Genomic DNA, 24,845 nt, shown 5'->3' with positions numbered 1-24,845 from the left:
GTCAGAGCCCCTCGGACCGGACCCCGGCCGCCGACGGGTCGACGAACCCCGTCCGGTAGGCCCACACGACGGCCTGCGTGCGGTCGCGGACCCCGAGCTTGGCCAGGATCGCCTTCACGTGCGTCTTGACCGTCTCCGGCGACAGCCACACCCGGCGCGCGATCTCGGCGTTGGACAGCCCGTCGGCCATGGCGCGCAGCACCTCGGCCTCCCGCCCGGTCAGCTGCGCGGCCAGCCGCAGCCGTTCCCGGTCGGGCGCGCGCCGGCCGGCGTACGCGGCGAGCAGCCGCCGGGTGACGGCCGGCGCGACGAGGGCGTCCCCCGTGGCGACCGTGCGGATGCCGTCGACGAGCTGCTCCGGCGTCGCCCGCTTGAGGAGGAAGCCGTCGGCGCCGGCCTCCAGGGCGTCGTCGACCACCTCGTCGAGGTCGAAGGTGGTCAGGACGAGCACCCGGGGCCGCCGCGGCCAGGAGGTGATCTCCCGGGTCGCCGCGACGCCGTCCAGCCTCGGCATGCGGACGTCCATGAGCACCACGTCCGGGTGCAGCGCGCGGGCCCGCTCGACCGCCTCCCGGCCGTCGGCCGCCTCGCCGACGACGGTGAGGTCCTCCTCGGCGTCGAGCAGTGCCCGCAGCCCGCTGCGCACGAGGACGTCGTCGTCGGCCAGCAGCACCCGGATCACGACGGCACCTCCGCGCCCACCGGCAGCACCGCGCGCACCCGGAAACCGCCGTCCACCGGCCCGGCCTCGAGCTCGCCGCCCTCCAGCCGCGCCCGCTCCCGCATGTTGACCAGCCCGTGCCCGGGCACCGGGGCGGCCGCCGGCTCGCACTCGTTGAGGACCTCGACCAGGACCTGCGGGCCGCTGCGCCGCACCTCCACCCGGATCCGGCCACCCGGCGTGTGACGGACGGCGTTGGTCAGCGCCTCCTGCACGATGCGGTACACCGCCCGGGCGGTCCCCGCGGGCAGCCCGGCGCCGTCGGCGCGCAGCTCCACCTCGCGGCCGGTCGCGCGGACCCGCTCGGCCATCGCCGCCAGGTCGGCGGGCGTCGGCGCGGACGGCTCCGGGGCTCCGCCGCCGTCGGGCCCGAGCACCCGGAGCAGCCGGCCGAGCTCGTCGAGGGCCGACCGCCCGGCCGTCTCGATGGACGCCAGCGCCTCCTGCGCGTAGGCGGGGTTGGCGGCGAACACCCGGCGCCCGACCCCGGCCTGCAGCACCACCACGTTGACCGTGTGTCCCAGCGAGTCGTGCAGCTCGCGGGCCAGCCGGCCGCGTTCCTCGGCGAGCAGGCGCTCGGCCGCCAGCGCCCGGCGGCGGCTCTCCGCCTCCCGCGACGCCCCGGCGGCCACCGCCCGGGTCGTCCGGCTGCTGAGGACCCCGGCGACGGTGGCGACGAGGAAGCTCAGGGCGATCGAGGGCAGCGCGTCCAGGGGATCGCCGCGGTCGAGGGCCACGTAGCCCGCGACGCCCAGCCCCGCGACGACGGTGGCGGCCACGCGGAGCCGGGTGCCGCCGACGGCGAAGCAGCTGAACAGGGCGAACCACGCCGGCCAGGCCAGGACGTCGATCGGCGAGCCGGCGGCCGCCGTCGCGACGATGGCCAGGGCGGTCCCGGCCATGGACGCCAGCGGCGCCGTCTGGCGCCACAGCAGCGCGAGCGGGCCGGCGGCCGCGGCGGCCAGCGTGAGCGCGTCCGGCGGCTGGTACGGCGGCTCGGCCGGCACGGCGAGGGCGAGGGCGACGGTCACGACGGCCACGCAGCCGGCGAGCACCGCGTCCAGGCGGGTGCCCGCCCACGGGCGGCGGGCGTGCCCCCCGGACCGGGGCACGGCGGTCGACGGCGACACCTCCCATCGTCCCGCCGGCGGGCGTCCGGGCGGGAGACCCGCGGGAGTCGTGCCGGTCCCTCGCGCGAGGGAGGCGCGCCGCCGGGAGGACCACCCCCGCGGGAGCGGGACCGCCCCCGCGCGGGGCTCGTGCGCACCCCGGCACCGGGCCGACGCTCGTCCCGCACACAGCAGGACCCCCCGACAGCGAACGAGGGACGTCATGGACACCCAGCGCGCACCCGGATGGCCGGCCCCCCAGGACCGGCACGCTCCCGTCCGGAGGACCCGGGCCCGGCGCGTCGGCGCCGGCGTCGCCGGCGCCCTCCTCCTGGTCCCCGGCCTCGCCCTGGCCGCCGGGGGCGGGACCGTCGTCTGGGCGCACGCCCACGAGCGGTCCGACGGCTTCGTCGTCTCGCCGTGGGAGGGGTTCCGCTCCGAGGGCTCCGCCCTGGTGAGCGACCGCGTCGACCCGGCCGCCGCGCCGGACTGGCTGCCGCTGCCGGAGTCCCTGGGCGAGGCCCGCCTCGAGGTGACCGCGACCGGCGCCGCCGACGTCTTCGTGGGGATCGCCCCCGCCGACGACGCCGAGCGGTACCTCGACGGCGTCGCCCGGACCGTCGTCGACGGGCTGGGCTTCGACGGACCCGCGACCGGCGGCGATCCGCTGCCGGGGGGCACGCCGGCGGAGCCCCCTGCCGGGCAGGACCTCTGGACCGCGCAGGCCTCCGGCACCGGCACCCAGGCGGTGACCTGGGACCCGGCCGGCGGCGACCGGGTGTTCGTGGTGATGAACGCCGACGGCTCGCCGGGGGTGGACGTCGAGGCCCGGATCGGCGCGGAGGCGCCCGTGCTGGGCGGCATCGGGTGGGCGGCCCTGGTCGTCGGCGTGCTGCTCACCGCCGGCGGGGCGCGGCTGCTCACCCGGGCCGTCCGGCAGCCGCAGGACCGGGCGGGCGTGTACCGGCAGCCGCAGCGGGACTGGACGACACCCCGGCCGGTGGTCCCCGTCCGGCTCCCGGGACGCGAGGAGCCCCCGGTGCCCACGCCGTGACCCCGGGCGCCCGCGGGACGGCGCCCCTCCGGTCGACGGCCGGAGGGGCGCCGTCGTGTCCGCCGGCGGAACGGATCCGTCCGGGGGGCCTGACAGCGGGTGCCCGGGTGGGTAGCGTCGTGGGCGTGACCGCCCCCCAGGGTCTGGACACCCCGACCGGACTCCGGCCGGGGGACCACGCCTGCTGGTCCTTCGGGGACGGCGCCGACCTGGCCGCGGCGGTCGTGCCCTTCCTCGAGGAGGGCCGCCGGCGCGGCGAGCAGCTGGTCGTGGTCGGCCCCTCGCGGTCCGCCCTGCTCGCCGCGGTGTCGGGGCTGCCGCACCGGGACGAGCTCCTCGCCGACGGCCGGCTCGACCTGCAGACCACCGGCGACAGCTACACCTCCGCGGGCGGCCTCACCCCCGCCGGGCAGGTGGAGCACTACCGCGCCGCGACGCGGGCGGCGCTCGCCGCGGGGCGCAGCGGCCTGCGGGTGGCCGCGGACGTCACCGAGCTGGTCCGCGGCGGGCGGCCCGGCCGCCGCCTGCTGCACGCCTACGAGCAGCTCGCCGACGAGCTCATGGGCGCGGTCCCGATGACCGCGCTGTGCCTCTACGACGCGTCGGTGGGCCCGGAGGTCCTCGGGCCGGTCGCCGTGCTCCACCCGCTGCAGCACCTCGGCGACCGGCTGCCGCTGGCGCACCTCTCCGGCCGCGGCCCCCGGCTGGCGCTGCGCGGGGAGGTGGACCTCACCGAGGCCGCACACGTGGCGACCGCCCTGGTCGACGTCGCCGGCGACACCCCCGGCGAGCTGGTGCTGGACCTCGCGGACCTCGACTTCCTCGACGTCGCGGGCGCCCGGGCCCTGGCCGGCGCGGCGCAGGAGCTCGCCGCCCGCGGGATCGAGCTGCGGCCGGTGGCGGCGCGCCGGCACGTGCGCCGCTGCCTGGCGCTGTTCGACCTCGTCCCGGAGGAACCGTGACCTGGCTGCGCCCGACCGGTGACTGGGACGGCACCGGCCTCGCCCACGAGGGGTTCGTGTTCTCCTCCGACGCCGAGGTGGTCGAGCGGGTGGTGCCGTTCCTCCTCGAGGGCTTCCGCCGCGACGAGCCGGTGCTCGTGGTCGCCGGGGAGCGGGTGCGCGGCCTGCTCGCCGGGCAGCTGGGGACCGACCTCGGCCGGCTGGCGGTCTTCGCCGCCGCCGAGACCTGGTGGCGCGGCGGCCACGGCACGCTGCAGGCCTACGACCACGACCTGCGCGCCCTCCGCGCCGAGGCGCCGCGCTGGCGGCTGGCCGCCGAGCCGGTGTGGCTGGCCCGCGAGGACGGGCGGGAGTGGAGCCGCTTCGAGGCGGTGGCCAACCGCTGCTACGACACGATGCCGTACTACAGCCTGTGCCTGCACGACGCCCAGCGGCTGCCCGCCGACGTCCTCGCGGCCGTCGCGCGCACCCACCCGATGACCTGGGACGGCGGCGCCCCGGTGCCCCAGCCGGCGTACGAGGACCCGGCCGGCTTCCTCCGCACCGTGCAGCCGGCCTGGACCCGGCGTCCCGCGACCGCCGCCGTCCTCCCCGTGACGTCGCCGGCCCAGGGCCGCCGCGCGCTGAGCGTGCTGCTGCCGGCCGGCCGGCGCGCGCGCCTGGGCGACGTCGTCCTGGCCGCCCACGAGCTGCTGGTCAACGCGCTGCGCGCCGCGCCGTTCGCGGAGCTGTCGACCTGGACCGACGGCGACGCGTTCGTCGTCGAGGTGGCCGACGGCGGGCCGGGCCTGGCCGACGAGACGCTCGGCTACGTGCCCCCCGACCCCGCCGGCGGCGCGCGGGGGATGTGGCTGGCGTGGAGCCTGGCCGACGACGCCGCGGTCCGCACCGGGCCGGCCGGCACCACGGTCCGGCTGTTCTTCCGCTCCTGACCCGGCGGCCCCGACCCGGCGGCGACGAGGGCCCCGGCGGGCCGCTCCGGGCCTACGCTCGCTTCCACTCACGGGGCCGAGGGGGCGTGCCGTGGGCGGGAACGGGCCGGGGACCGGGCGTCCGGTCGGGGTCGCGGTCGTCGGGTTCGGCTGGATGGGCACCGTGCACGCCCGCGCGCACGCCCGGGTCGGGCACCACTTCCCCGACCTGCCCGTCGTCCCGCGGCTGGTGACCGTCGCCGACGACGTCCCCGGCCGCGCCGAGGCCGCCGCCGCCCGCTACGGCTTCGCGACGGCGACCACGGAGTGGCGGGCGGTGCTGGCCGACCCGCGCGTGGAACTCGTGTCGGTCACCGCGCCCAACTGGCTGCACCGGGAGGTCGGCGCCGCGGTCGCGGGGTCCGGCCGGCACCTGTGGATCGAGAAGCCGGTGGGCCTGACCGCCGACGACGCCCGCGCGGTGGCCGGCGCGGCCGCCGCGGCGGGGGTGCAGGGCGTCGTCGGGCTCAGCTACCGGAACGTGCCCGCGGTCGCGCTGGCGCGGGAGATGGTCGCCGCGGGCGAGATCGGCCGGGTGACCCACGCCCGCGTGGCCTTCCTCAGCGACTACGCCGCCGCGCCGGAGGGGGCGCTGACCTGGCGCTACGAGCGGGCCCGCGGCGGCAGCGGGGTCCTCGCCGACCTCGGCTCGCACGCCGTCGACCTGGTCCGCCACCTGCTCGGCGACGAGGTCCAGTCCGTGCTCGCCGACACGGCGGTGTTCGTGCCGCAGCGGCCCCGCCCGGCCGGGCCGACGTCGGGACACGCGCTGGCGGCCGGCGGCGTCCCGGGGCCGGTGGAGAACGACGACCACGTCGCCGCGCTGCTGCGGCTGTCGTCCGGCGCGCGCGTGGCGCTGGAGGCCAGCCGGGTGGCGGCGGGGGAGCAGAACGCCTACGGCTTCGAGGTGCACGGCAGCGCCGGGCGCCTGGCGTGGGACTTCCGCCGGATGGGCGAGCTGCAGGTCAGCCGCGGCCCGCTCGCGCAGGACCAGCCCGTCGCCACCGTGCTGGTCGGTCCCGGGGCGGGGGAGTACGCGGCCTTCCAGCCCGGGCCCGCCAACCCGATGGGCTTCGACGACCTCAAGGTCGTCGAGGCCCGCGACGCGCTGCTGGCGGCCGCGACCGGCGAGCCGCGCGGCGCGACCCTGGCCGACGCGGTGCGGGCGGCGGACGTGCTCGACGCGATCGCGGAGTCCGCCGCCCGGGGGGAGCGGGTGGCGGTCCGCGCGGACCGGGCGGTCCCGGTCGGGGGCACGCCGGACCCTTGACGCCCCTGGTGCCCCATGTCACATTCCACATGTCACTATGTCCAGACATAAGGACGTCGTCGCGACACCGGGTCCGGCGTCTGGACCGGCCGACGGCCGCCGGGAGGGTGGCCATCCCGACGAGGAGACGCCCATGAGGAGGACCCGCAGGTCGCTGCAGCTGGCGGTGGCGGTGAGCGTGACGGCCGTGGTCGCGAGCGCGTGCAGCAGCGAGGGCGGCGCCCGGAACGAGGGCGGCGGTGCGGACCAGGGCGACTACACCATCGCGATGATCACGCACGAGACGCCGGGGGACACCTTCTGGGACAAGATCCGCGCCGGCGCGGAGGCCGCCGCCGAGGCCCACGGCCTCACGCTCAACTACTCGAACGACCCGGACTCCAGCGAGGAGGCCACCCTCGTCCAGAACGCCGTGGACCAGGGCGTCGACGGCATCGCGGTCACCCTCGCCTTCCCCGACGCGGTCGGGCCGGCGGCGCGGTCGGCGATCGAGGCCGGCATCCCCGTCGTCGCCTTCAACTCGGGCATCGACAACTACGCCGACTACGGCGTGCCGATGTACTTCGGGTCCAACGAGGACCTCGCCGGCCAGACCGTCGGCACCCGGATCGGCCAGGAGGGCGGCGGCAAGGCCCTCTGCGTCATCCAGGAGCAGGGCCAGGTCGCGCTCGAGACCCGGTGCGCCGGCGTGGCGAAGACCTTCCCGACCACCGAGAACATCAACGTCCCCGGCGCCGACCTGCCCGCGGTGCAGCAGACGATCGGGGCCAAGTTGCAGCAGGACCCGGCGATCACGCACATCGTCACGCTGGGCGCCCCGATCGCCCTCGCGGCGCAGCAGGCCAAGTCCGACTCCGGCAGCCAGGCCGAGGTCGTCACCTTCGACCTGAACTCCGACGTGGCCGAGGCGATCCAGAGCGGTGACATCGCGTTCTCGGTCGACCAGCAGCCCTACGTGCAGGGCTACATGGCCGTCACCGCGCTGTGGCTGAACATCACCAACGGCAACGACATCGGCGGCGGCGGCCCCGTCCTCACCGGCCCGTCGATCGTCGACGAGGAGAACATCGGCCCGATCGTCGAGTACGCGGCGAACAACACCCGGTAACCCCGCTCGGGGGGAGCCGGGGCCGCCCGGCTCCCCCCGCCCTCCCTCCAGGAGTGCAGACATGAGCTCATCCGTGGCGACACCCCCGTCGGCGGCGCCGCCGTCGGCCGCCGTCCAGGCACGCCCCCAGCGGTCGCTGGTCTCCCGCCTGCTGGCGCGCCCCGAGGTCGGCGCCCTGGCCGCCGCGATCGCGATCTTCGCCTTCTTCTACGCGGTGGCCCCGCCCTTCCGGACGCTGCCCGCCTTCGCGACCGTGCTGTACGCCAGCTCGACCATCGGCATCGTCGCGGTGGGCGTCGCGCTGCTGATGATCGGCGGCGAGTTCGACCTGTCGTCCGGCGTCACGGTGACCACGGCCGCGCTCGCCTCGGCGATGCTCTCCTACCAGTACAGCCTGAACATGTGGGTGGGCGTCGTCTTCAGCCTCGCCGTCGCGCTCGTCATCGGGTTCGTCAACGGCTACCTGGTGGTGCGGACGGGGATACCCAGCTTCCTCATCACCCTGAGCACCTTCTTCATCCTCCAGGGCGTCAACCTCGGCGTCACCAAGATCGTCACGGGCACCGTGGCGACGCCCAACGTGAGCGACATCGACGGCTTCGACGCCGCGAGGACGGTCTTCGCGGCCGACGTCGACCTCGGCTTCATGACGGTGAAGATCACGGTGCTGTGGTGGCTGCTGTTCGTCGCCGTGGGCACCTGGCTGCTGCTGCGGACCCGCACCGGCAACTGGATCACCGCCTCGGGCGGCAACCCGGCCAGCGCCCGCGCGGTCGGCGTCCCGGTGCGCAAGGTCAAGATCGGCCTGTTCATGGGCGTCTCGTTCCTGGCCTGGTTCCTCGGGATGCACCTGCTGTTCAACTTCAGCTCGGTCCAGTCCGGCCTCGGCATCGGCAACGAGTTCATCTACATCATCGCCGCGGTGGTCGGCGGGGCGCTGCTCACCGGCGGCTACGGCTCGGCGGTGGGGTCGGCCCTCGGCGCCTTCATCTTCGGCATGACGACGCAGGGGATCGTCTTCGCCGGCTGGGACCCGAACTGGTTCCGGACCTTCCTCGGCGTGATGCTCCTGCTCGCCGTGATGGTCAACCTCTACGTCAAGAACTACGCCGAGCGCAGGAAGTGACGACGATGACCGACACCATCACCGAACACGCCGCGCCCGACCTGAAGGCCGGCACGCCGCTGGTCGAGATGCACGACGTCGGCAAGTCCTACGGCGCCATCCGGGCGCTCGAGGGCATCGACCTGACCGTCAACGCCGGGGAGGTGGCCTGCGTCCTCGGGGACAACGGCGCCGGCAAGTCGACGCTCATCAAGATCATCTCGGGGCTGCACCCGCACACCGAGGGCACGCTGCGGGTCGACGGCCAGGAGCGGCACTTCAGCTCGCCGCGGGAGGCGCTCGACGCCGGCATCGCGACCGTCTACCAGGACCTCGCGGTCGTGAGCCTCATGGAGGTCTGGCGCAACTTCTTCCTCGGCTCGGAGATCCGCAAGGGGAAGTACCCGATGGCGCCGCTGGACATCAAGGCCATGCGGGAGATCGCCGACACCGAGCTCCAGAAGATGGGCATCGTCGTCAAGGACATCAACCAGCCGATCGGCACGCTGTCGGGCGGTCAGCGCCAGTGCGTGGCCATCGCCCGGGCGGTGTACTTCGGCGCGCGCGTGCTCATCCTCGACGAGCCGACCGCCGCGCTCGGCGTCAAGCAGTCCGGCGTGGTGCTCAAGTACACGGCCGCGGCCCGCGACGCCGGCCTCGGGGTCGTGTTCATCACCCACAACCCGCACCACGCCTTCATGGTCGGGGACCACTTCGTGATCCTGAAGCTGGGCCGGCGGGTGCTGGACAAGAAGCGCGCCGAGGTCACCCTCGAGGAGCTCACCGGCGAGATGGCCGGCGGCCAGGAGCTCGCCGAGCTGTCGCACGAGCTCAAGCGCTGACGGCACCCCGGCTCCCCTCCGCGCGGTCCCGCGCGGGGGAGGGCCGGCCCGTGCCCAGCCTCCCCCCGCCGCCGGACCCGACGGACGCCGGGGCGACGCCGCACGCCCGCGTCGGCCCGGCGGGACCGGCGACGGCACCGCCCGTACGACGCCCACCGCACGAGGCAGGGAGCCCGCCGTGACGACCACCCCCACCCGCACCGCCACCGCGATCGACCACGACCCCTTCCGGCCGGACCTCTACACGTCCGACCCCTTCGGCCTGTACCGCCGGATGCGCGACGAGGCGCCGGTGTGGCACAGCGAGCGCTGGGGCTGGTACGTGCTCACCCGCTTCGAGGCGGTCGCCGGCTGGCCCGCGCGGTCGCTGCGCGTGGAGCGGTTCGCGCCGCGGCCGCCGACCGGGCCGGTGCGGAGCGAGCCGTTCGAGGTGGTGCTGCAGCGCAGCGAGCCGACCCTGCCCGTGCCGGTGGACCGCTCGATCCTGTCGGTGGTGGAGGCGGCCGGGGTCGGGGTGCTGTCCTCCTGCGCGGAGGGCACCTGCGGCACCTGCGAGACGGCGGTGCTCGCGGGCAGCCCCGACCACCGCGACTCGGTGCTCAGCGACGACGAGCGGCAGGCCGGCGACTGCACGATGATCTGCGTCTCCCGTGCCGCGGGCCCGCGTCCGGTGCTGGACCTGTGACCGCCGGCCCGCTGGGCGTCGCCCTCCTGGGGTCGGGGCGGATGGGCGCCTACCACGCGCAGACCCTGGCCCGGCGGCTGCCGTCCGCGCGGCTGGTGGCCGTGGCCGACCCCGCCCAGGGCGCGGCCGAGTACCTGACCGGCGTGCTCGGCGCGGGCCGGGCCTACACCGATGCGGCGCAGGTGTGGGACGACCCGGACGTCGACGCCGTCGTCGTCGCCGCGCCGGCCCGCGCGCACGCCGACCTCGTGGTCGCCGCCGCGGCCGCCGGCCGGCACGTGTTCTGCGAGAAGCCGATGGCGGTGACGCTGGCCGACGCCGACCGCGCGATCGACGCCGCCCGCGCCGCCGGCGTGGTGCTGCAGGTGGGCTTCAACCGCCGCTTCGCCGCGGACTGGGCCGCCGCCCGGGCGCTGCTGGACGACGGCACGCTCGGCGCGCCGCGGCTGCTGCGCTCGCTCACCCGCGACCCGGGCGGCTTCGTCCCGGCCCGGGTGCGGCCGGACACCGTCTTCCTGGAGACCCTGATCCACGACTTCGACACGCTGCGGTTCCTGCACCCGGGCGCGGAGGTCGTGGAGGTGCACGCCGTCGCCGACGCGCTGGTCGAGCCCGCCTGGCGGGACCGGGGGCTGCTGGACACCGCGGTCGTCGTCGTCCGCTTCGACGACGGCGCGATGGGGGTGGCCGAGGCCTGCTTCGAGGCGGCCTACGGCTACGACGTCCGCGGCGAGGTGCTCGGCTCCGGCGGCATGGCCACCATGGGCGACGGCCGCCGCACCGGCATGGTGTTCTCCGGCGCCGGCGGCCGGCTCGTGGACACCGTGCGCGGCGACCAGGAGCTGTTCGGCGACGCGTACACCGCCGAGCTCGCCGCGTTCGTCGACGCCGTCCGCGGCAGGACGCGGCCCCCGGTCACCGGGGAGGACGCCCGCGCGGCGCTGGCGATCGCGCTGGCCGCCGCGGAGTCGGTCCGCGCGGGCCGGCCGGTGCGGACCGCCGAGGTGGAGAAGTGAGCCGGTACCGGCTGGCGGCGTCGGCGGAGATGCTCTTCCTCGACCTGCCGTTCCCCGAGCGGGTGCGGCGGATCGCCGCCGCCGGCCTCGAGGTCGAGATCTGGGACTGGACGGCGAAGGACCTCGGCGCGCTCGCCGCCACCGGCGCCACGTTCTCCTCGATGACCGGCTACGTCACCGGCACCCTCGCCGACGACGACGGCGCGGCCGAGCTGCTGCGCACCGCCGGGCGCTCGGTGGCCGCCGCCGAGCGGCTGGACTGCCCGCGGCTGAACGTGCACGGCACCGGGCTGGACGCCCGCGGGCTGCCCGTCGTCCCCGCGGCCGTGGTGACCCCGGCGATGTGGCTGACCGCCGCCCGTACCCTCACCCGGCTGGCGGAGCTCGGCGAGCGGGCCGGGCGGGTGTTCACGCTGGAGAACCTCAACACCGCCGTGGACCACCCGGGCACCCCGTTCGCCCGGGCGGCGGACACGATCGCGCTGGTCGAGGCGGTGGGCAGCCCGCACCTGCGGCTCAACCTCGACCTCTACCACGCGCAGATCGGCGAGGGGAACCTCGTCGCGCTGGTGGAGCGGGCGCTGCCGCTGGTCGGCGAGGTGCAGGTGGCCGACGTCCCGGGGCGGTGCGAGCCGGGCACGGGGGAGATCCGCCACGAGGCGGTCGCGGCGGCGCTGGTCCGGCTCGGCTACGACGGCGTCGTCGCGCTGGAGGGCTGGGCGTCCGGCGACCCGGACGACGCGCTGGCGGCGTTCCGCGCCGCCTACGCCTGACGGTCTTTGTCCGGACGTCCTGATGTCCGGCTCCCCCGATGAGGGGACGACAGGACGTGACCCGTCGGGTGCGATCATCGGGGACGCGGGAGGCGGGTCCTCCGGACCGACCCGCGGAACTCGCTTCCCGGGAGGCAGACGTGCTCACCTTCGACATCGACCGGTCGAGCCCCACGCCGCTGTACTTCCAGCTGGCGCAGGCCATCGAGGGGGCGATCACCGGCGGCTCGCTGCCCCCGGGCTCGCGGCTGGAGAACGAGCTGCTGCTCGCCCAGCGCTACGGGCTGTCCCGGCCGACGGTCCGCCGCGCGGTGCAGGAGCTGGTCGACAAGGGGCTGCTGGTCCGCAAGCGCGGCGTCGGCACCCAGGTGATCCAGCCGCACGTCCGCCGGTCGGTGGAGCTCACCAGCCTCTACGACGACCTGTCCCGCGCCGGCGAGGCGCCGACGACCGAGGTGCTGTCCCTGGAGCGGCGGCCCGCGCCGGCCGACGTCGCCGGGGAGCTCGACCTGGCGCCGGGGGAGGAGATCGTGGTGGTCCGCCGGCTGCGCCGCTCGCACGGCGAGCCGCTGGCGCTGATGACCAACCACCTGCCCGGCCGGTTCGACCCGTCGGTGGAGGACCTCACCGAGCGGGGCCTCTACCAGTACCTGCGCGCGCAGGGGGTGCACCTGCGGGTCGCCCACCAGCGGATCGGCGCGCGCCTGGCCCGGGCCGACGAGGCCCGGCTGCTGGAGGAGCCGCCGCGGGCGGCGCTGCTGACCATGGAGCGGACGGCGTTCGACGACAAGGGCGGGCCGGTGGAGCTCGGCCGGCACGTGTACCGCGCGTCCCGCTACGACTTCGAGACGACGCTCGTCGGCCGCTGACGGCCCCGCGGGTGCGTCCCGTCACGGTGCCGACACTCACAGCCCCGGAGGGGGACCGGCGCGCCGCACGCGAGGACGATGGAGTCGGTACGGAGAGACGACGACGCAGACGCAGCACGGAGAACCGCCATGACCACCCTCCTCACCCCCTCCCGCCGCGGCTCGGTGTGGCAGCGGTCCCGCCGCGCCCTCGAGCGCGAGCTGGCCGACTACGCCACCACCGCCGACCGCGACGAGCTCGCCGCCCTGATCGAGGGCCGCGGCGCCGGCGAGAGCCTCGCCGCCGAGCTCCTCGGGCGCCAGGCGCACCGGGCGCTGTTCGCCTCCGCCTGACCGGCGGGTCTAGGGGAGCCGCTCGAGCTCCCCGCCGTCCCACTGCCAGCGGACGGTCATCCGCCCCGACGGCCCGCCGGCGTGGGTGTCACCCGGCTCGTACACCCGCATGACCGCGACCACCCGGCCGTCCTCGACCGAGAGCCCGTCCGGGTCGTAGACGGGGGGCAGGACGTCGGCCCGCGGCAGCGTGCGCGGGCTCGGCAGCACGGCGAGCGGGCGGCCGTCGGCGTCGAGGACGTGCACCTCCTCGACGATCCCGTTCGACGGCTGCGGGGAGCACCGCAGCAGGACGACGGCGTCCGGCCGGCCGTCGCCGTCGACGTCCCCGCTGACCGCGGCCCCGAGGGAGACGTCGAACCAGTCGTAGGGACCCGCCTCGGCGGCCACCCGCGCCGAGCCGTCCCGCAGGGGCGCCGCGAACCCGTCCGGGACGACCCCGTCGCACGTCACGGTGTAGGTGGTGTTCCGCCAGTCGGGGGCGCGCGTCGCCGGAGCCGCCGCCGGGGCGGGGTCGGCGCCCGGGTCGCCGGCGCAGCCGGCCAGCAGGAGGCAGGCCCCCAGGCCGGCCGCGCTCAGCCGGCGGATCGCCGCGTCGGACATCGGGCCTCACCTCGGCCGGGGCGGAGAACGGGGGAGCACCCCTCCGCCATCGAGCGTCCCACCGTCCGGCCCCTCAGGCGAACGGGTTGTCGCCGGCCTCGACCTCCACCGCGAGCTCCCGCAGCGCCGCCCGGTCCGGCGTGCCGCCGGCGTCCCGGACCGCGGCCTCCAGCGCGGCGGCCACCTCGTCGGCCGGCCGCCCGGACATCCGGTCGGCGACGGCGGCCAGCGTGGGCGCCACCCGCTCGCTCAGCAGCCGCTCCCGCCGCGGGTCCGGCGGGCGCAGCAGCCGCAGCAGCTCCTGCTGCAGCCCGTTGCGGGGTCGGCGTCCCACCGGCTCCCTCCCTCCGACGGCCCGGCCAGTCGACACCCCCGCCGGGCGGCCGGACAACCCCTGCGGCGCTACCGTCCGGGCGGGGGAGGGAGCGCCGGTGCACGAGGTCACCGAGGACGTCTTCTGCGTGCCGGGCACCGCGGTGAACCGGGTACTGGTCCGCGACGGCCGCGACCTGACCGTGGTCGACGCCGGGTACCCGGGCGACGCCGCGAGCCTCGCCGACGCCGTCCGCGCCCTGGGCTCCCGCCTGGAGGACGTGCGCGCCGTCCTGGTCACGCACGCGCACGTCGACCACGTCGGCGGGCTGTCCGCCCTCGCGCCGGGCACCCCCGTGCTCGTGCACCCGGACGAGCTGCCGAACGCCCGCGGGGAGCGCCGCGAGCAGGCCACGCCGCTCGACGTCGCCGTCCGGGCCTGGCGGCCGCGGGTCGCCCGGTGGGCGCTGTCCATCGTGCGGGCCGGGGCGACCGCGCACCCCGTCGTGGCCGCGGCGCGGCCGTTCCCCGGCGGCGGCCCGGACGCCGGCACGGGCGGCGGCCCGGGCGGCGGCCCGCTGGACCTCCCGGGCGGGCCGGTCCCCGTGCCCACGCCCGGCCACACCTCGGGCCACACCGCCTACCTGTTCCCCCGGCACGGGGTGGTGGCGACCGGCGACGCGCTGGTCACCGGCCACCCGACGTCGCGGGTGCGCGGGCCGCAGCTGCTGCCGGGGTTCTTCACCGCCTCCCCGGACCGCGCCCGGGACTCCCTCGGCGCCCTCGCCGCGCTGCCGGCCGACCTGCTCGTCCCCGGCCACGGCGACCCGTGGCGCGGCGACCTCACCGAGGCGGTGGCCCGCGCCCGCCGGTAGGGGGGGCTCCCGTCGCGATGAGTCCCGGCCGGGGCGCGGGTCCTCCCTGGGAAGCGTCGGTGACGAGATCCCCCGGAGGACGCCATGACGACCACCCCGGACCGCCCGGCCCCCGCGCCGCCCGGCCGCCCGCCCGTCGTCGACCGGGCCACCTGGCAGGCCGCGCGGGACGAGCTCCTGGTGCGCGAGAAGGCGCACACCCGCGAGGGCGACGCCATCGCCGCGGCCCGCCGCCGGCTGCCGATGGTGGAGGTCGACGGCGCGGCCGAGGTCGTCGGACCCGACGGCCCGGTCCCGTTCCGGGAGCTGTTCCAGGGCCGCGACGAGCTCCTCGTCTACCACTCCATGTGGTACGACGGCGCGCCGCACCAGGGGCAGTGCGAGGGCTGCACCTTCAACCTCTGGCACCTGCGCGACACCGTCTACCTCACCGCCCGCGGCGTCTCGTTCGCCGTCCTCACCTCCGGCGCCTGGGACGAGGTGGCGCCCTTCGTCGCGTTCATGGGCCACACCCAGCCCTGGTTCTCGGTGCGGGGCGTGGAGGAGCGGGTCGCCACGGAGGAGGGGCACCTGTCCTGCTACCTGCGCGACGGCGACCGGGTCTTCCTCACCTACTCCACGACCGGCCGGGGCAACGAGCCGGCCGACGGGACGCTCGGCCTGCTCGACATGACCCCCTACGGCCGCCGCGAGGCGTGGGAGGACGTCCCCGAGGGCTGGCCCGCGGCCCCGCAGGTCGGCTCACCGGTCGGCGGGCACGGCGCGCCGACCTGCTGGTACTGGCGCTCGGACGCCGACGGGAACGCCGCCTGGGGCCCGACCAGCCGCCCGGTGCCGCAGTGGACCCGCCCCGGCGCGACCCCCGTGGACTCCCTCGGCCGGCGCGCCTCCCACCACTGACCCGGACGGCGGGCGCCCGCTCAGGCGTTCTGCGGGAAGCCCAGGTTCAGGCCGCCGTGGCTCGGGTCCAGCCAGCGGGAGGTGATGACCTTGCCCCGGGTGTAGAAGTGCACGCCCTCGGCACCGTGGGCGTGGGAGTCGCCGAACAGGCTGTTCTTCCACCCGCCGAAGGAGTAGTACGCCATCGGCACCGGGATCGGCACGTTGATGCCGATCATCCCGACCTCCACCTCGTGCTGGAACCGCCGGGCCGCCCCGCCGTCGTTGGTGAAGATCGCCGTCCCGTTGCCGTACTCGTTGCGGTTGACCAGCTCGACGGCTTGCTCGTAGGTGTCCACCCGCAGCACCGACAGCACGGGCCCGAAGATCTCGTCGGTGTAGACGCTCATGTGCGGCTCGACGTGGTCGACCAGCGTCGGGCCGAGCCAGAAGCCCTCCTCGGCGCCGTCGGGCTGCACCTGCCGGCCGTCGACGACGACCTTCGCGCCCTCCCGCTCGCCGGCCGCGACGTAGGACTCGACGCGGTCCCGGTGCCGCCTGCTGATCAGCGGGCCCATGTCGCAGCCCTTGCGGCCGTCCCCGGTCCGCAGCGTGCGGGTGCGCTCGGCGATCCGGGCGACCAGGTCGTCGCCGACCCCGCCGACGGCGAGCACGGCGCTGATCGCCATGCACCGCTCGCCGGCGGAGCCGAAGCCGGAGTTCACCGCCTGGTCGGCGGCGAGGTCGAGGTCGGCGTCGGGCAGCACGACCATGTGGTTCTTCGCGCCGCCGAGGGCCTGCACGCGCTTGCCGTGCCGGGTGCCGGTCTCGTACACGTAGCGGGCGATGGGCGTCGACCCGACGAAGGACACCGCCTTGACGTCGGGGTGCTCGAGCAGCCGGTCGACGGCGACCTTGTCGCCCTGGGCGACGTTGAACACGCCGTCGGGCAGGCCGGCCTCCTTCCACAGCTCGGCCATCCAGATCGCCGCGGAGGGGTCCTGCTCGCTGGGCTTGAGGACGACGGTGTTGCCGGTGGCGATCGCGATGGGGAAGAACCACATCGGGACCATCGCCGGGAAGTTGAACGGGCTGATCACCGCGACCGGGCCGAGCGGCTGGCGGACGGAGTGCACGTCGACGTCGGTCGAGGCGTTCTCGGTGAACCCGCCGCGGACCAGCGAGGGCACGCCGCAGGCGTACTCGACGACCTCCTGGCCGCGGGACACCTCGCCGAGGGCGTCGTCGAGGACCTTGCCGTGCTCGGCGGTGATGATCGCGGCGAGCTCGGGCTTGCGGGCGTTGAGCAGCTCGCGGAAGCGGAACAGCACCGCGGTGCGCTTGGCCAGCGAGGTGTCCCGCCAGGCGGGGAAGGCGGCGGCCGCCGCGGCGACGGCGGCGTCGACCTCCTCGGCCGAGGCCAGGGCGACCGCGCCGGTGACCTCGCCGGTGGCGGAGTCGGTCACCTCGCCGGTGCGGCCGCTGGTCCCGTCGCGGCGGGCGCCGTCGATCCAGTGGGGGATGTGCGTGGGCATGGTCTCTGCTCCTCGGGGGAGGGCCCCTCAGGGGAGGGTGCCGTCGGGGAAGTGCTTGGTGACCAGCTCGCGGATGGCCGCGAGCATCCGGGTGCCGGACTCGCGGGCCTGGTCGTCCCACCCGAAGACGCAGGTGGTGAGGACGCCGTCGAAGCCGATCCCGGCCAGCGCGGCGAAGGCCGCGTCGAAGTCGACGTCGCCGCGGCCGATCTCCATGTGCTGGTGGACGCGGGTGGTGGTGCCCGGCGGGTTGGTGATGTAGCGCAGCCCGTCGGAGGCGCGGTGGTCCATCGAGTCGGCGACGTGCACGTGGGTGAGCAGGTCGCCGGCGTGCGCGACGATCCCGGCCGCGTCGTCGCCCTGGTGGAAGGTGTGCGGCGTGCAGTAGAGGAACGACACGCACGGCGAGTCGATGGCGCGGACCATGTCGACCGCCGGGTGGCCGAGCTCGATGAAGTCGTCGGGGTGCGGTTCGAGGGCGAGCCGGACGCCCTCGCGCTCGAGGACCGGCAGCAGCTCCTCCATCGACCGCCAGAACATCGCCTCGGCGAGCTCCGGCGCCTCGGGCCGGCCGTTGAACTCGGAGTTCACCGTGTCCACCCCGAGCTCGACGGTGATCTCGACCGCCCGCTTCCAGTACCGGACGGCGGCCTGCCGCTCGACCTCGCCCGGGCCCGACCAGCGCATGACCGGCAGCACCGAGGTGACGCCGACGCCGGCGTCGGCCAGCCGCGACCGGAACGCCCGCACGGTGGCGAGGTCGACGCGGGGGTGCTTGAAGAACGGGACGAAGTCCTCGCGGGGGGACAGCTCCATCCACTCGTAGCCCATCGAGGCGACGACGTCGGGCAGCTCCAGCAGCGGGGTGGTCCGCAGCATCTGCGGGTCCAGGGCGATCCTCACCGCGGCTCCAGCCGGACCTCGGTGCGCCGCCCGGTGCGCAGCGCCTCCACCCCGGCGGCGCACACCGCCTGGGCGGCGTAGCCGTCCCACGCGCCGGGGCCGTCGACGTCGCCGCGGCGGGCGGCGTCGGCCCAGCGTTGCACCTCGATGTCGTAGGCCCGCCCGAACCGCTGCCGGAAGTCCGGCGCCACCCCGGTCGACCGGGTGGCGCCCGCCGGCCCGCCGCGCTGCCGCACCAGGCCGAGGTCGAGGCCGATCAGGGCGCTGCCGTCCTCGCCGACCACCTCGGTGCGCACCTCGTAGCCGACGCCGGTGCTGACGAAGCACTCGACGTCGACCAGCCGGCCGCCGGTGGTCTCCAGCAGCACCAGCAGCGGGTCGGACTGGCCCGGGACGGCGTGCCGGGTGGCCCGCGGCCGCAGCACGGTGACCGCGGCGATCTCCTCGGTGAGCAGGAACCGCGCGACGTCGACCTCGTGCACCACCGAGTCGTTGACCATCATCTCGCTGGTGAAGTGCGGCGGGACGGCCGCGTTGCGGTGCGCGCAGTGCACCACCAGCGGCTCGCCGAGCGCGCCGGAGCGGACCAGCGCCGCGAGCTCGGCGTACTCGGGGTCGAACCGGCGCATGAAGCCGACCTGCACCAGCCGCCGGCCGGTGCGGGCGGTGTACGCGTCCTCCGCCCGGACGACGGCCAGCGAGCTCCCGGCGTCCATGGTGAGCGGCTTCTCGCACAGCACCGGCTTGCCGTGCTCGATGCAGGCGAGCACCTGCTCCTCGTGGAACTGGCCGGGGGTGGCGACGAGGACGGCGTCGACGTCGTCGTCGGCGACGGCGGCCAGCGGGTCGCCGACCACCCGGCAGCCGGGCACCGTGCCGGCCACCTGCTCCGCCTTCTCCGGGAACGCGTCGCTGACCGCGGCCACCGTGGCGCCGGAGATGCGGCTGTGCAGCCGGGCGACGTGGTCCGCGCCCATCATCCCGACGCCGAGGACGGCGACCCGCAGGTCGCGGGCGGGGACGTCGGCGAGCTCCGGGAGCGCCCCGGCGCGGGTCTCGGCGGTGGTCACGCCCGGGCCTCCGATCCGGCGGCGGGTGCCTTCGGGGCGCCGATCCGCAGCGACGGGGAGCCGCAGCTGCCGATGTAGCGGTGGGTGCGCCGCGCGATCGGCAGCGGCACGTCCGGCGGGCAGGGGTACAGGTCGTGCTCGACGATCGCGAAGACGTCCAGCCCGTGCCGCTCGATCGCCTCGAACAGCGGCGGGTAGGCCGGGACGCCGTTCGGGGGCTCGGTCATCGCGCCCATCCGGACCGCCTGCGGCCAGTCGATGTCCTTGGCGAGCACCTCGTCGACGACGGCCGGGTCGACCTGCTTGAGGTGCAGGTAGCCGATCCGGTCGGGGTACGTCTCGATCAGCCCGAGGTTGTCGCCGCGGTAGTAGCTGACGTGCCCGGTGTCCAGGCACAGCGGCACGTACCGCGGGTCGGTGTCGGCGAGGAACCGCTCGATGTCCCGCTGCCGGCCCACGTGGGTCTCCGCGTGCGGGTGGAAGGCGATCGACAGGCCGTACTCCTCCTGCACCGCCCTCCCGAGCCGGGTCACGCCGGTCGTCTTCGCCGTCCACTGCTCGGGGGTGAGGTGCCGCGACTCGACGTCGGCGCCGGTCTTCTGGTCCCGGAAGGTGTCCGGGATGACGACGACGTGCGTGCCGCCCAGCGCCTCCGTCAGCGCGGCGACGTCGCGCACCTGGCTCCACACCGCGTCCCAGGAGTCGGGCCGGTGCAGGTGCTCGAAGACGGTGCCGGCCGACACCCGCAGGCCGCGGGCGGCGAGCTCGTCGGACAGCCGCGCGGGGTCGGTGGGCAGGTAGCCGTAGGGGCCCAGCTCGATCCACTCGAAGCCGCAGGCGCTGACCTCGTCGAGGAACTGCCGCCAGGGCACCTGCTCGGGGTCGTCGGGGAACCACACGCCCCAGGAGTCGGGAGCCGAGCCCACCCGGATCCGCGCGCCGCCGTGCTGCTGTGTCATCGGGTCTCCTCCGGTCTCGGGGGTCAGGGCTGGGTGGGGACGAGGTGGGACCGCTGGCGCGCCTTCCGGCCCTCGTAGACGGCGCGGGCGCGCCGGGTGCTCTCGAGCGTGGACACCTCGCTGACCGGCACGTCCCACCACGACTCGCTGGAGGGGGCGTCGACCAGCGGGTCGGTCTCGACGTGCACGACCGTCGTCCGGTCGCTCGCCTTGGCCTTGCGCAGGGCGGCCTCGAGGCTCGGGCCGTCCTGGGCGGAGAGGACGTCGACGCCGAGGCTGGCGGCGTTGGCGGCCAGGTCGACCGGCAGCACCCCGCCGTCGAGCCGGCCGGAGTCCGACCGGTAGCGGTACCGGGTGCCGAACCGCTGGGACCCGAGGGACTCGGACAGGGCGCCGATCGAGGCGAAGCCGTGGTTCTGCACCAGGACGACGACGATCTTGACGCCCTCCTGCACGGCGGTGACCAGCTCGGTCGGCATCATCAGGTAGGAGCCGTCGCCGACCATCACGAAGACGTCGCGGTCGGGGCCGGCCATCCGGATGCCGATGCCGCCGGGGATCTCGTAGCCCATGCACGAGTAGCCGTACTCGACGTGGTAGCCCTTGGGGTCCCGGACCCGCCACATCTTGTGCAGGTCCCCGGGCATGGAGCCGGCGGCGCACACCACCACGTCGCGCGGCGCGGACACCTCGTTGACGATCCCGATGACCTCGTTCTGGGTGAGCCGGCCGCCCTCGCCCGCGCTGGGGACCGCCGGGTGGTACGCCGCCTCGACGGTCGCCTCCCACGCGGCGGCGAGTTCGGCGGTGCGGGCCCGGTAGGCGTCGTCGACCGACCAGCCGGCCAGCGCCTCGCCGAGGGCGGTGATCGCCTCGCGGGCGTCGGCCTGCACGGTGACGCCGGCGTGCTTGGCGGCGTCCATCCCCGCGACGTTGACGTTGACGAAGCGCACGCCGGGGTCGGCGAACGCGGTGCGGGAGGCGGTGGTGAAGTCCTGGTACCGGGTGCCGATGCCGATGACGACGTCGGCCTCGCGGGCCAGCGCGTTGGCGGCGGTGGTGCCGGTGGACCCGATGGCGCCGACCGACTGCGGGTGGTCGAAGGGCAGCGCGCCCTTGCCGGCCTGGGTCTGCGCGACCGGGATGCCGGTGGCGGTGGCGAAGGCGTCCAGCGCCCCCGTGGCGGAGGAGTAGATGACGCCTCCGCCGGCGACGACCAGCGGCCGCCGGGCGGAGCGGACGACCTCGACGGCGCGCTGCAGCGCGGCGCGCTCGGGCACCGGCCGGCCCACGTGCCAGGTGCGCGGGGCGAACAGCTCCACCGGCCAGTCGAAGGCCTCGGCCTGCACGTCCTGCGGGAAGCAGAGGGTGACCGCGCCGGTCTCGGCCGGGTCGGTGAGCACCCGCATCGCGCCGAGCAGCGCGCCGGGCAGCTGCTCGGGCCGCCAGACGCGGTCGAAGTACCGCGACACCGGGCGGAAGGCGTCGTTGACCGTGACGTCGCCGCTGTCGGGGCGCTCGAGCTCCTGCAGCAGCGGGCCGGCCGCGCGGGTGGCGAACGTGTCGGCCGGCAGCAGCAGCACCGGGAGCCGGTTGATCGTCGCCAGGGCGGCGCCGGTGAGCATGTTGGTCGAGCCGGGGCCCACGCTGGGGGAGACCGCCCAGGTCTGCAGCCGGTCCTTCGCGCGGGCGTAGGCGACCGCGGTGTGCACCATCGCCTGCTCGTTGCGGCCGAGCACGTAGGGCAGCGCCCCCGGGGTGTCGACCTCGGCCTGCAGCAGGGCCTGGCCGAGGCCGGCGACGTTGCCGTGGCCGAAGATGCCCAGGCAGCCGGCGAACAGCCGCTGCCGTTGCCCGTCGCGTTCGGTGGACTGCTGGGCGAGGAACCGCACGACCGCCTGGGCGACGGTCATCCGGGCGGTCCCGGGGCGGGGCTGCGGCGGGGTCTGGCTCACGACGGGGACGCTCCCTCCGGGTCGGGGCGGGGGGTGGGCAGCGGCAGCCGGGGGTCGACGTCCTCGCCGGCCCACGTGCCGCGGACCCAGGCGTGCGCGGGGTCGTCGACGATCCGCCACGCCCGCTCGGGGCCGGGGCCGGCCATGACGTTGAGGTAGTAGAGGTCGTGCCCGGGGGCGGCGATCGAGGGGCCGTGCCAGCCGTGCGGCACCAGGACGACGTCGCGGTCGCGGACCTCGGCGAGCACGTCGATCGGCCGCTCGGCGGTGCCGTACACGCGGTGGTAGGCCAGGCCCGGCTGCCCCTCCGGGCCGGAGGCGACCTCGAAGTAGTAGACCTCCTCGAGCTCGCTCTCCTCGGCGGAGGTCTCGTCGTGCTTGTGCGGCGGCCAGCTCGACCAGTTGCCGCCCGGGGTGAGCACCTCGCAGGCGATCAGCGAGTCGGCCTCGAACACCCCGGCGGTGGCGAAGTTGTGCACCTGCCGGCTGGACCGTCCGGCGCCGCGCAGCTCGACCGGCACGCCGGCGGCCGGGCCGTACCGGACCGGGAGCCGGCGGCGCGCCCGGGCGCTGCACAGCGCGAACCGCCCGCCGTTGCGGCTGGACAGCTCGGCGGTGGCCCCGAGGGGCAGGTAGGCGAAGTCGGTCGGCCCGGCGAAGACGCAGCTGCGGCCGGTGAGGGTCAGCACCTCCCCGTCGCAGGCGACGGTCAGCCCGCCCTCCAGCGGGACGACGACGACCTCGTCGGGGCCGGTGTCGAGGACGTGCCGGCCACCGGCGGGCAGCTCGAGCACGCGCAGCCCGGAGTGGCCCCAGCCGGCCGACTCGGGGGTGACCTCGAGGGCGTAGGGGCCGGTGGCGGCCGTCCCGGCGGGCAGGTGCAGGGAGCGGGTGTCGGGTGCGGTGGTCCTGGGGGTGGTGGCGGTCACGGCCGGCTCCCTCCGTGGACGAGCGCGACGGCGGTGTCCACCGCGGCCTCGACGTCGTCGTCGGGTGGGTAGAGCAGCGTCCGGCCGACGACCAGCCCGCGCACCGGGGGCAGCGCGAGCGCGTCGCGCCACTGGGCGTAGGTCTCCTCGGGCCGGCGGGAGGGGTCGCCGCCGAGCAGCAGGGTCGGCAGCGTCGTCGCGTCCGCGACCCGCTCCATCTCCGCGACCACCGGCAGCTTGAGCCAGGTGTAGGCGGAGGTGGCGCCCAGTCCCTGGGCGACGTGCACGCTCTTGACGACCGCGTCGGTGGACAGGTCGTTGACCACCCGCCCGTCGACCCGCCGCGACAGGAACGGCTCGAGCACCGCCACCAGCCCGGCGCGGGCCAGTGCGGTCACCGCGCGGCCGGCCGCCTCCATCGACACGACCGTGGCCGGGTCGTCGAGGTCGAAGCGGTTGAGCATCTTGGCCGCGTCGAACCGGGCGTCGGCGACGCCCTGCACGTCGTAGCCGGTCATCCGGTCGTCCATCTCGAACACCGAGCCGGCCAGGCCGCCCCGGTTCATCGACGCGACGACGACCTTGTCCTCCAGCGCGCCGAGCAGCAGCAGGTCCTCGGCGACGTCGGCGGTGGCCAGCAGCCCGTCGACGCCGGGGCGGGCGAGCGCGGCGCGCAGCCGGTCGAGCATCTCGGTGCGGCTGTGCATCGCGGTGGGCCGGCCCTGCGCCGACAGCGCCCCGCGGGCGGGGTGGTCGGCGGCAACGAGCATCAGCCGGCCGTCGTCGGGGAGGAAGGCGGGCCGCCGGCGGCGGGTGGCCAGGGCGCGGCCGATCGCCTGCGGGGTGCGGCTGCGCAGCTCGGTGACCTCGGCGTAGGTCGTGCACAGCGGCCGGGGCGTCCCGACGTCGGGGACCAGGGCGGTGTCAGACACGGGTGCCCTCCAGCCGGGGGGTGGGGACGGGCGAGCGGTGGGCGGCGAGGTGCGCGGCCACCTCGGCGGCGGTGGGCATCGCGGTCGAGCACTCCAGCCGCGAGGCGACGATCGCGCCGGCGGCGTTGGCCTCGCGCAGCAGCTGCTCCAGCGGCAGGCCGGTGAGGAGCCCGTGGACGAGGGACCCGCCGAAGGCGTCGCCGGCGCCGAGGCCGTTGACGACGTCGACCGGGGTGGGCGGGACCACGACGCGCTCGGTGCGCGTCCTGCCGAGGACGCCCGCCGGTCCCTGCTTGACCACGGCCAGCTCGACCCCGGCGGCCAGGAGCGCGTCGGCGGCCCGGTCGGGGTCGGTCTCACCGGTCGCGACCTCGCACTCCTCCCGGTTCCCGACGGCGACCGTGACGTGGGGGAGGGCGGCGCGGACCTGCCCGGCGGCCTCCTCCCGGGAGGACCAGAACACCGGCCGGTAGTCGAGGTCGAGCACGGTGTGCCGGCGGCGGCCCCGGGCCTGCCAGGCGGCGTGGTGCGCCGAGCGGCTCGGCTCCTCCGACAGCCCGGTGACCGTCGCCCAGAACAGCTGCGCGCCGCGGACCGCGTCGAGGTCCAGGTCCCCGGGACGCAGCTGCAGGTCCGGCGCGGTGGGGCGGCGGTAGAAGTACAGCGGGAAGTCGTCGGGCGGGAAGACCTCGCAGAAGGTGACCGGCGTCGGGTGGTCGGGGTCGACGACGACGAACCGGTCGTCCACCCCCAGCTCGCGCAGCGCCCGGCGCACGAAGCGCCCGAAGGGGTCGTCGCCGACGCCGGTGACCAGCGCCGGGGAGTGCCCGAGCCGGGCCGCGGCGACGGCGACGTTGGCCGCGCTGCCGCCCAGGTACTTGCCGAAGCTCTCGACGTCCTCGAGGCCCACCCCGACCTGCAGGGGGTAGACGTCGACGCCGCTGCGCCCCATGACCACGACGTCCAGCGCCTGCGCGTCGGGGGTGTCGTCCACGGTCCGCTCCGTCCTGTGCGTCGTGCCCCGTGGGACCCGACTGTGCGCCGGGACACCTCACGGCGTCAAGGCTTTGTCAGG

The 24,845-nt window shown here is 76.1% G+C and carries 25 protein-coding genes and 1 pseudogene; 14 read left to right on the top strand and 12 right to left on the bottom strand.

The window, feature by feature from the left end:
* Nucleotide 1: 1 nt before the first annotated feature.
* A complete protein-coding gene (locus ACI79L_RS06885; RefSeq protein WP_456936052.1) occupies nucleotides 2-682 on the bottom strand; it encodes a response regulator in 681 nt (226 codons plus the stop codon).
* Nucleotides 679-1,833: a sensor histidine kinase gene (locus tag ACI79L_RS06880; protein ID WP_456936051.1), complete on the bottom strand. Its 1,155-nt coding sequence runs from the start codon at nucleotides 1,831-1,833 to the stop codon at nucleotides 679-681. The genes ACI79L_RS06885 and ACI79L_RS06880 overlap by 4 nt, the downstream gene beginning before the upstream one ends.
* A gap of 220 nt (nucleotides 1,834-2,053) precedes the next feature.
* Between ACI79L_RS06880 and ACI79L_RS06875 the strand changes: the two genes are divergently transcribed.
* The 12 genes and pseudogenes from ACI79L_RS06875 (at nucleotide 2,054) to ACI79L_RS06820 (ending at nucleotide 12,818) form a co-directional block, all read left to right on the top strand.
* On the top strand, nucleotides 2,054-2,884 hold the full coding sequence (locus tag ACI79L_RS06875) for a hypothetical protein (protein WP_456936050.1): 831 nt from the start codon (nucleotides 2,054-2,056) through the stop codon (nucleotides 2,882-2,884).
* 125 nt (nucleotides 2,885-3,009) lie between these two features.
* On the top strand, nucleotides 3,010-3,846 hold the full coding sequence (locus tag ACI79L_RS06870) for an MEDS domain-containing protein (protein ID WP_456936049.1): 837 nt from the start codon (nucleotides 3,010-3,012) through the stop codon (nucleotides 3,844-3,846).
* Entirely contained in the window at nucleotides 3,843-4,778 is a 936-nt protein-coding gene (locus tag ACI79L_RS06865) for an anti-sigma factor RsbA family regulatory protein (RefSeq protein WP_456936048.1), read from the top strand. Before ACI79L_RS06870 ends, ACI79L_RS06865 begins: the two co-directional genes overlap by 4 nt.
* A gap of 91 nt (nucleotides 4,779-4,869) precedes the next feature.
* Nucleotides 4,870-6,087 (top strand): Gfo/Idh/MocA family protein, encoded by a 1,218-nt coding sequence (locus ACI79L_RS06860; protein ID WP_456936047.1) that lies wholly within the window; start codon nucleotides 4,870-4,872, stop codon nucleotides 6,085-6,087.
* A gap of 133 nt (nucleotides 6,088-6,220) precedes the next feature.
* A complete protein-coding gene (locus ACI79L_RS06855; RefSeq protein WP_456936046.1) occupies nucleotides 6,221-7,195 on the top strand; it encodes a substrate-binding domain-containing protein in 975 nt (324 codons plus the stop codon).
* 61 nt (nucleotides 7,196-7,256) lie between these two features.
* Entirely contained in the window at nucleotides 7,257-8,321 is a 1,065-nt protein-coding gene (locus ACI79L_RS06850; protein ID WP_456936045.1) for an ABC transporter permease, read from the top strand.
* A gap of 5 nt (nucleotides 8,322-8,326) precedes the next feature.
* A complete protein-coding gene (locus tag ACI79L_RS06845) occupies nucleotides 8,327-9,142 on the top strand; it encodes an ATP-binding cassette domain-containing protein (RefSeq protein ID WP_456928826.1) in 816 nt (271 codons plus the stop codon).
* A 346-nt stretch (nucleotides 9,143-9,488) separates the two neighbouring features.
* Nucleotides 9,489-9,827, top strand: a pseudogene (locus ACI79L_RS06840) (2Fe-2S iron-sulfur cluster-binding protein); the annotation flags it as partial.
* Nucleotides 9,824-10,843, top strand: a complete 1,020-nt coding sequence (locus tag ACI79L_RS06835) for a Gfo/Idh/MocA family oxidoreductase (RefSeq protein WP_456936044.1) — start codon at nucleotides 9,824-9,826, stop codon at nucleotides 10,841-10,843. The pseudogene ACI79L_RS06840 and the gene ACI79L_RS06835, both read left to right, overlap by 4 nt.
* Nucleotides 10,840-11,616 carry a TIM barrel protein gene (locus tag ACI79L_RS06830; protein WP_456936043.1) on the top strand — a complete coding sequence of 259 codons (777 nt, stop codon included), beginning with the start codon at nucleotides 10,840-10,842 and terminating at the stop codon, nucleotides 11,614-11,616. The genes ACI79L_RS06835 and ACI79L_RS06830 overlap by 4 nt, the downstream gene beginning before the upstream one ends.
* A 140-nt stretch (nucleotides 11,617-11,756) precedes the next feature.
* Complete coding sequence (locus ACI79L_RS06825; protein WP_456936042.1) at nucleotides 11,757-12,485, top strand: GntR family transcriptional regulator; 729 nt, start codon at nucleotides 11,757-11,759, stop codon at nucleotides 12,483-12,485.
* 129 nt (nucleotides 12,486-12,614) lie between these two features.
* A complete protein-coding gene (locus ACI79L_RS06820; protein ID WP_456936041.1) occupies nucleotides 12,615-12,818 on the top strand; it encodes a hypothetical protein in 204 nt (67 codons plus the stop codon).
* 9 nt (nucleotides 12,819-12,827) lie between these two features.
* Here ACI79L_RS06820 and ACI79L_RS06815 read toward each other — a convergent pair whose 3' ends face one another.
* Both ACI79L_RS06815 and ACI79L_RS06810 read right to left on the bottom strand, forming a co-directional pair.
* Nucleotides 12,828-13,421 carry a hypothetical protein gene (locus tag ACI79L_RS06815; protein WP_456936040.1) on the bottom strand — a complete coding sequence of 198 codons (594 nt, stop codon included), beginning with the start codon at nucleotides 13,419-13,421 and terminating at the stop codon, nucleotides 12,828-12,830.
* A 73-nt stretch (nucleotides 13,422-13,494) separates the two neighbouring features.
* Nucleotides 13,495-13,755 (bottom strand): hypothetical protein, encoded by a 261-nt coding sequence (locus ACI79L_RS06810; protein ID WP_456936039.1) that lies wholly within the window; start codon nucleotides 13,753-13,755, stop codon nucleotides 13,495-13,497.
* 97 nt (nucleotides 13,756-13,852) lie between these two features.
* Between ACI79L_RS06810 and ACI79L_RS06805 the strand changes: the two genes are divergently transcribed.
* Both ACI79L_RS06805 and ACI79L_RS06800 read left to right on the top strand, forming a co-directional pair.
* Nucleotides 13,853-14,608 (top strand): MBL fold metallo-hydrolase, encoded by a 756-nt coding sequence (locus ACI79L_RS06805; RefSeq protein ID WP_456936038.1) that lies wholly within the window; start codon nucleotides 13,853-13,855, stop codon nucleotides 14,606-14,608.
* An 84-nt stretch (nucleotides 14,609-14,692) separates the two neighbouring features.
* Nucleotides 14,693-15,508 (top strand): DUF899 family protein, encoded by an 816-nt coding sequence (locus tag ACI79L_RS06800; protein ID WP_456936037.1) that lies wholly within the window; start codon nucleotides 14,693-14,695, stop codon nucleotides 15,506-15,508.
* A 20-nt stretch (nucleotides 15,509-15,528) separates the two neighbouring features.
* Here the strand turns inward: ACI79L_RS06800 and ACI79L_RS06795 are convergent, their stop codons facing one another.
* From ACI79L_RS06795 to iolC, 8 genes are read right to left on the bottom strand one after another with little or no spacing between them, the layout of a single operon-like run.
* Nucleotides 15,529-17,022, bottom strand: coding sequence for a CoA-acylating methylmalonate-semialdehyde dehydrogenase (locus ACI79L_RS06795; protein ID WP_456936036.1), 1,494 nt, complete (start codon nucleotides 17,020-17,022; stop codon nucleotides 15,529-15,531).
* A 27-nt stretch (nucleotides 17,023-17,049) separates the two neighbouring features.
* Nucleotides 17,050-17,925, bottom strand: a complete 876-nt coding sequence (locus ACI79L_RS06790; protein ID WP_456936035.1) for a sugar phosphate isomerase/epimerase family protein — start codon at nucleotides 17,923-17,925, stop codon at nucleotides 17,050-17,052.
* Nucleotides 17,922-18,995, bottom strand: a complete 1,074-nt coding sequence (locus ACI79L_RS06785) for a Gfo/Idh/MocA family protein (RefSeq protein ID WP_456936034.1) — start codon at nucleotides 18,993-18,995, stop codon at nucleotides 17,922-17,924. Before ACI79L_RS06785 ends, ACI79L_RS06790 begins: the two co-directional genes overlap by 4 nt.
* A complete protein-coding gene (locus ACI79L_RS06780; RefSeq protein ID WP_456936033.1) occupies nucleotides 18,992-19,954 on the bottom strand; it encodes a sugar phosphate isomerase/epimerase family protein in 963 nt (320 codons plus the stop codon). The genes ACI79L_RS06785 and ACI79L_RS06780 overlap by 4 nt, the downstream gene beginning before the upstream one ends.
* A gap of 23 nt (nucleotides 19,955-19,977) precedes the next feature.
* Nucleotides 19,978-21,909: a 3D-(3,5/4)-trihydroxycyclohexane-1,2-dione acylhydrolase (decyclizing) gene (gene iolD / locus ACI79L_RS06775; RefSeq protein ID WP_456936032.1), complete on the bottom strand. Its 1,932-nt coding sequence runs from the start codon at nucleotides 21,907-21,909 to the stop codon at nucleotides 19,978-19,980.
* Complete coding sequence (iolB, locus tag ACI79L_RS06770) at nucleotides 21,906-22,838, bottom strand: 5-deoxy-glucuronate isomerase (protein ID WP_456936031.1); 933 nt, start codon at nucleotides 22,836-22,838, stop codon at nucleotides 21,906-21,908. The genes iolD and iolB overlap by 4 nt, the downstream gene beginning before the upstream one ends.
* Nucleotides 22,835-23,770 carry a class I fructose-bisphosphate aldolase gene (locus ACI79L_RS06765; RefSeq protein ID WP_456936030.1) on the bottom strand — a complete coding sequence of 312 codons (936 nt, stop codon included), beginning with the start codon at nucleotides 23,768-23,770 and terminating at the stop codon, nucleotides 22,835-22,837. The genes iolB and ACI79L_RS06765 overlap by 4 nt, the downstream gene beginning before the upstream one ends.
* Nucleotides 23,763-24,764, bottom strand: a complete 1,002-nt coding sequence (gene iolC, locus ACI79L_RS06760) for a 5-dehydro-2-deoxygluconokinase (protein ID WP_456936029.1) — start codon at nucleotides 24,762-24,764, stop codon at nucleotides 23,763-23,765. Before iolC ends, ACI79L_RS06765 begins: the two co-directional genes overlap by 8 nt.
* Nucleotides 24,765-24,845: the final 81 nt, after the last annotated feature.

It is taken from the genome of Geodermatophilus sp. SYSU D00684, from assembly GCF_054050455.1.
This window is presented reverse-complemented; position numbering and strand designations above follow the sequence as displayed.

Coding starts and splice junctions, on each gene's coding strand:
- ACI79L_RS06875 (WP_456936050.1), top strand. CDS start 2,054: ATGGACACCCAGCGCGCACCCGGATGGCCGGCCCCCCAGGACCGGCAC.
- ACI79L_RS06855 (WP_456936046.1), top strand. CDS start 6,221: ATGAGGAGGACCCGCAGGTCGCTGCAGCTGGCGGTGGCGGTGAGCGTG.
- ACI79L_RS06850 (WP_456936045.1), top strand. CDS start 7,257: ATGAGCTCATCCGTGGCGACACCCCCGTCGGCGGCGCCGCCGTCGGCC.
- ACI79L_RS06845 (WP_456928826.1), top strand. CDS start 8,327: ATGACCGACACCATCACCGAACACGCCGCGCCCGACCTGAAGGCCGGC.
- ACI79L_RS06820 (WP_456936041.1), top strand. CDS start 12,615: ATGACCACCCTCCTCACCCCCTCCCGCCGCGGCTCGGTGTGGCAGCGG.
- ACI79L_RS06815 (WP_456936040.1), bottom strand. CDS start 13,421: ATGTCCGACGCGGCGATCCGCCGGCTGAGCGCGGCCGGCCTGGGGGCC.
- ACI79L_RS06800 (WP_456936037.1), top strand. CDS start 14,693: ATGACGACCACCCCGGACCGCCCGGCCCCCGCGCCGCCCGGCCGCCCG.
- ACI79L_RS06795 (WP_456936036.1), bottom strand. CDS start 17,022: ATGCCCACGCACATCCCCCACTGGATCGACGGCGCCCGCCGCGACGGG.
- ACI79L_RS06780 (WP_456936033.1), bottom strand. CDS start 19,954: ATGACACAGCAGCACGGCGGCGCGCGGATCCGGGTGGGCTCGGCTCCC.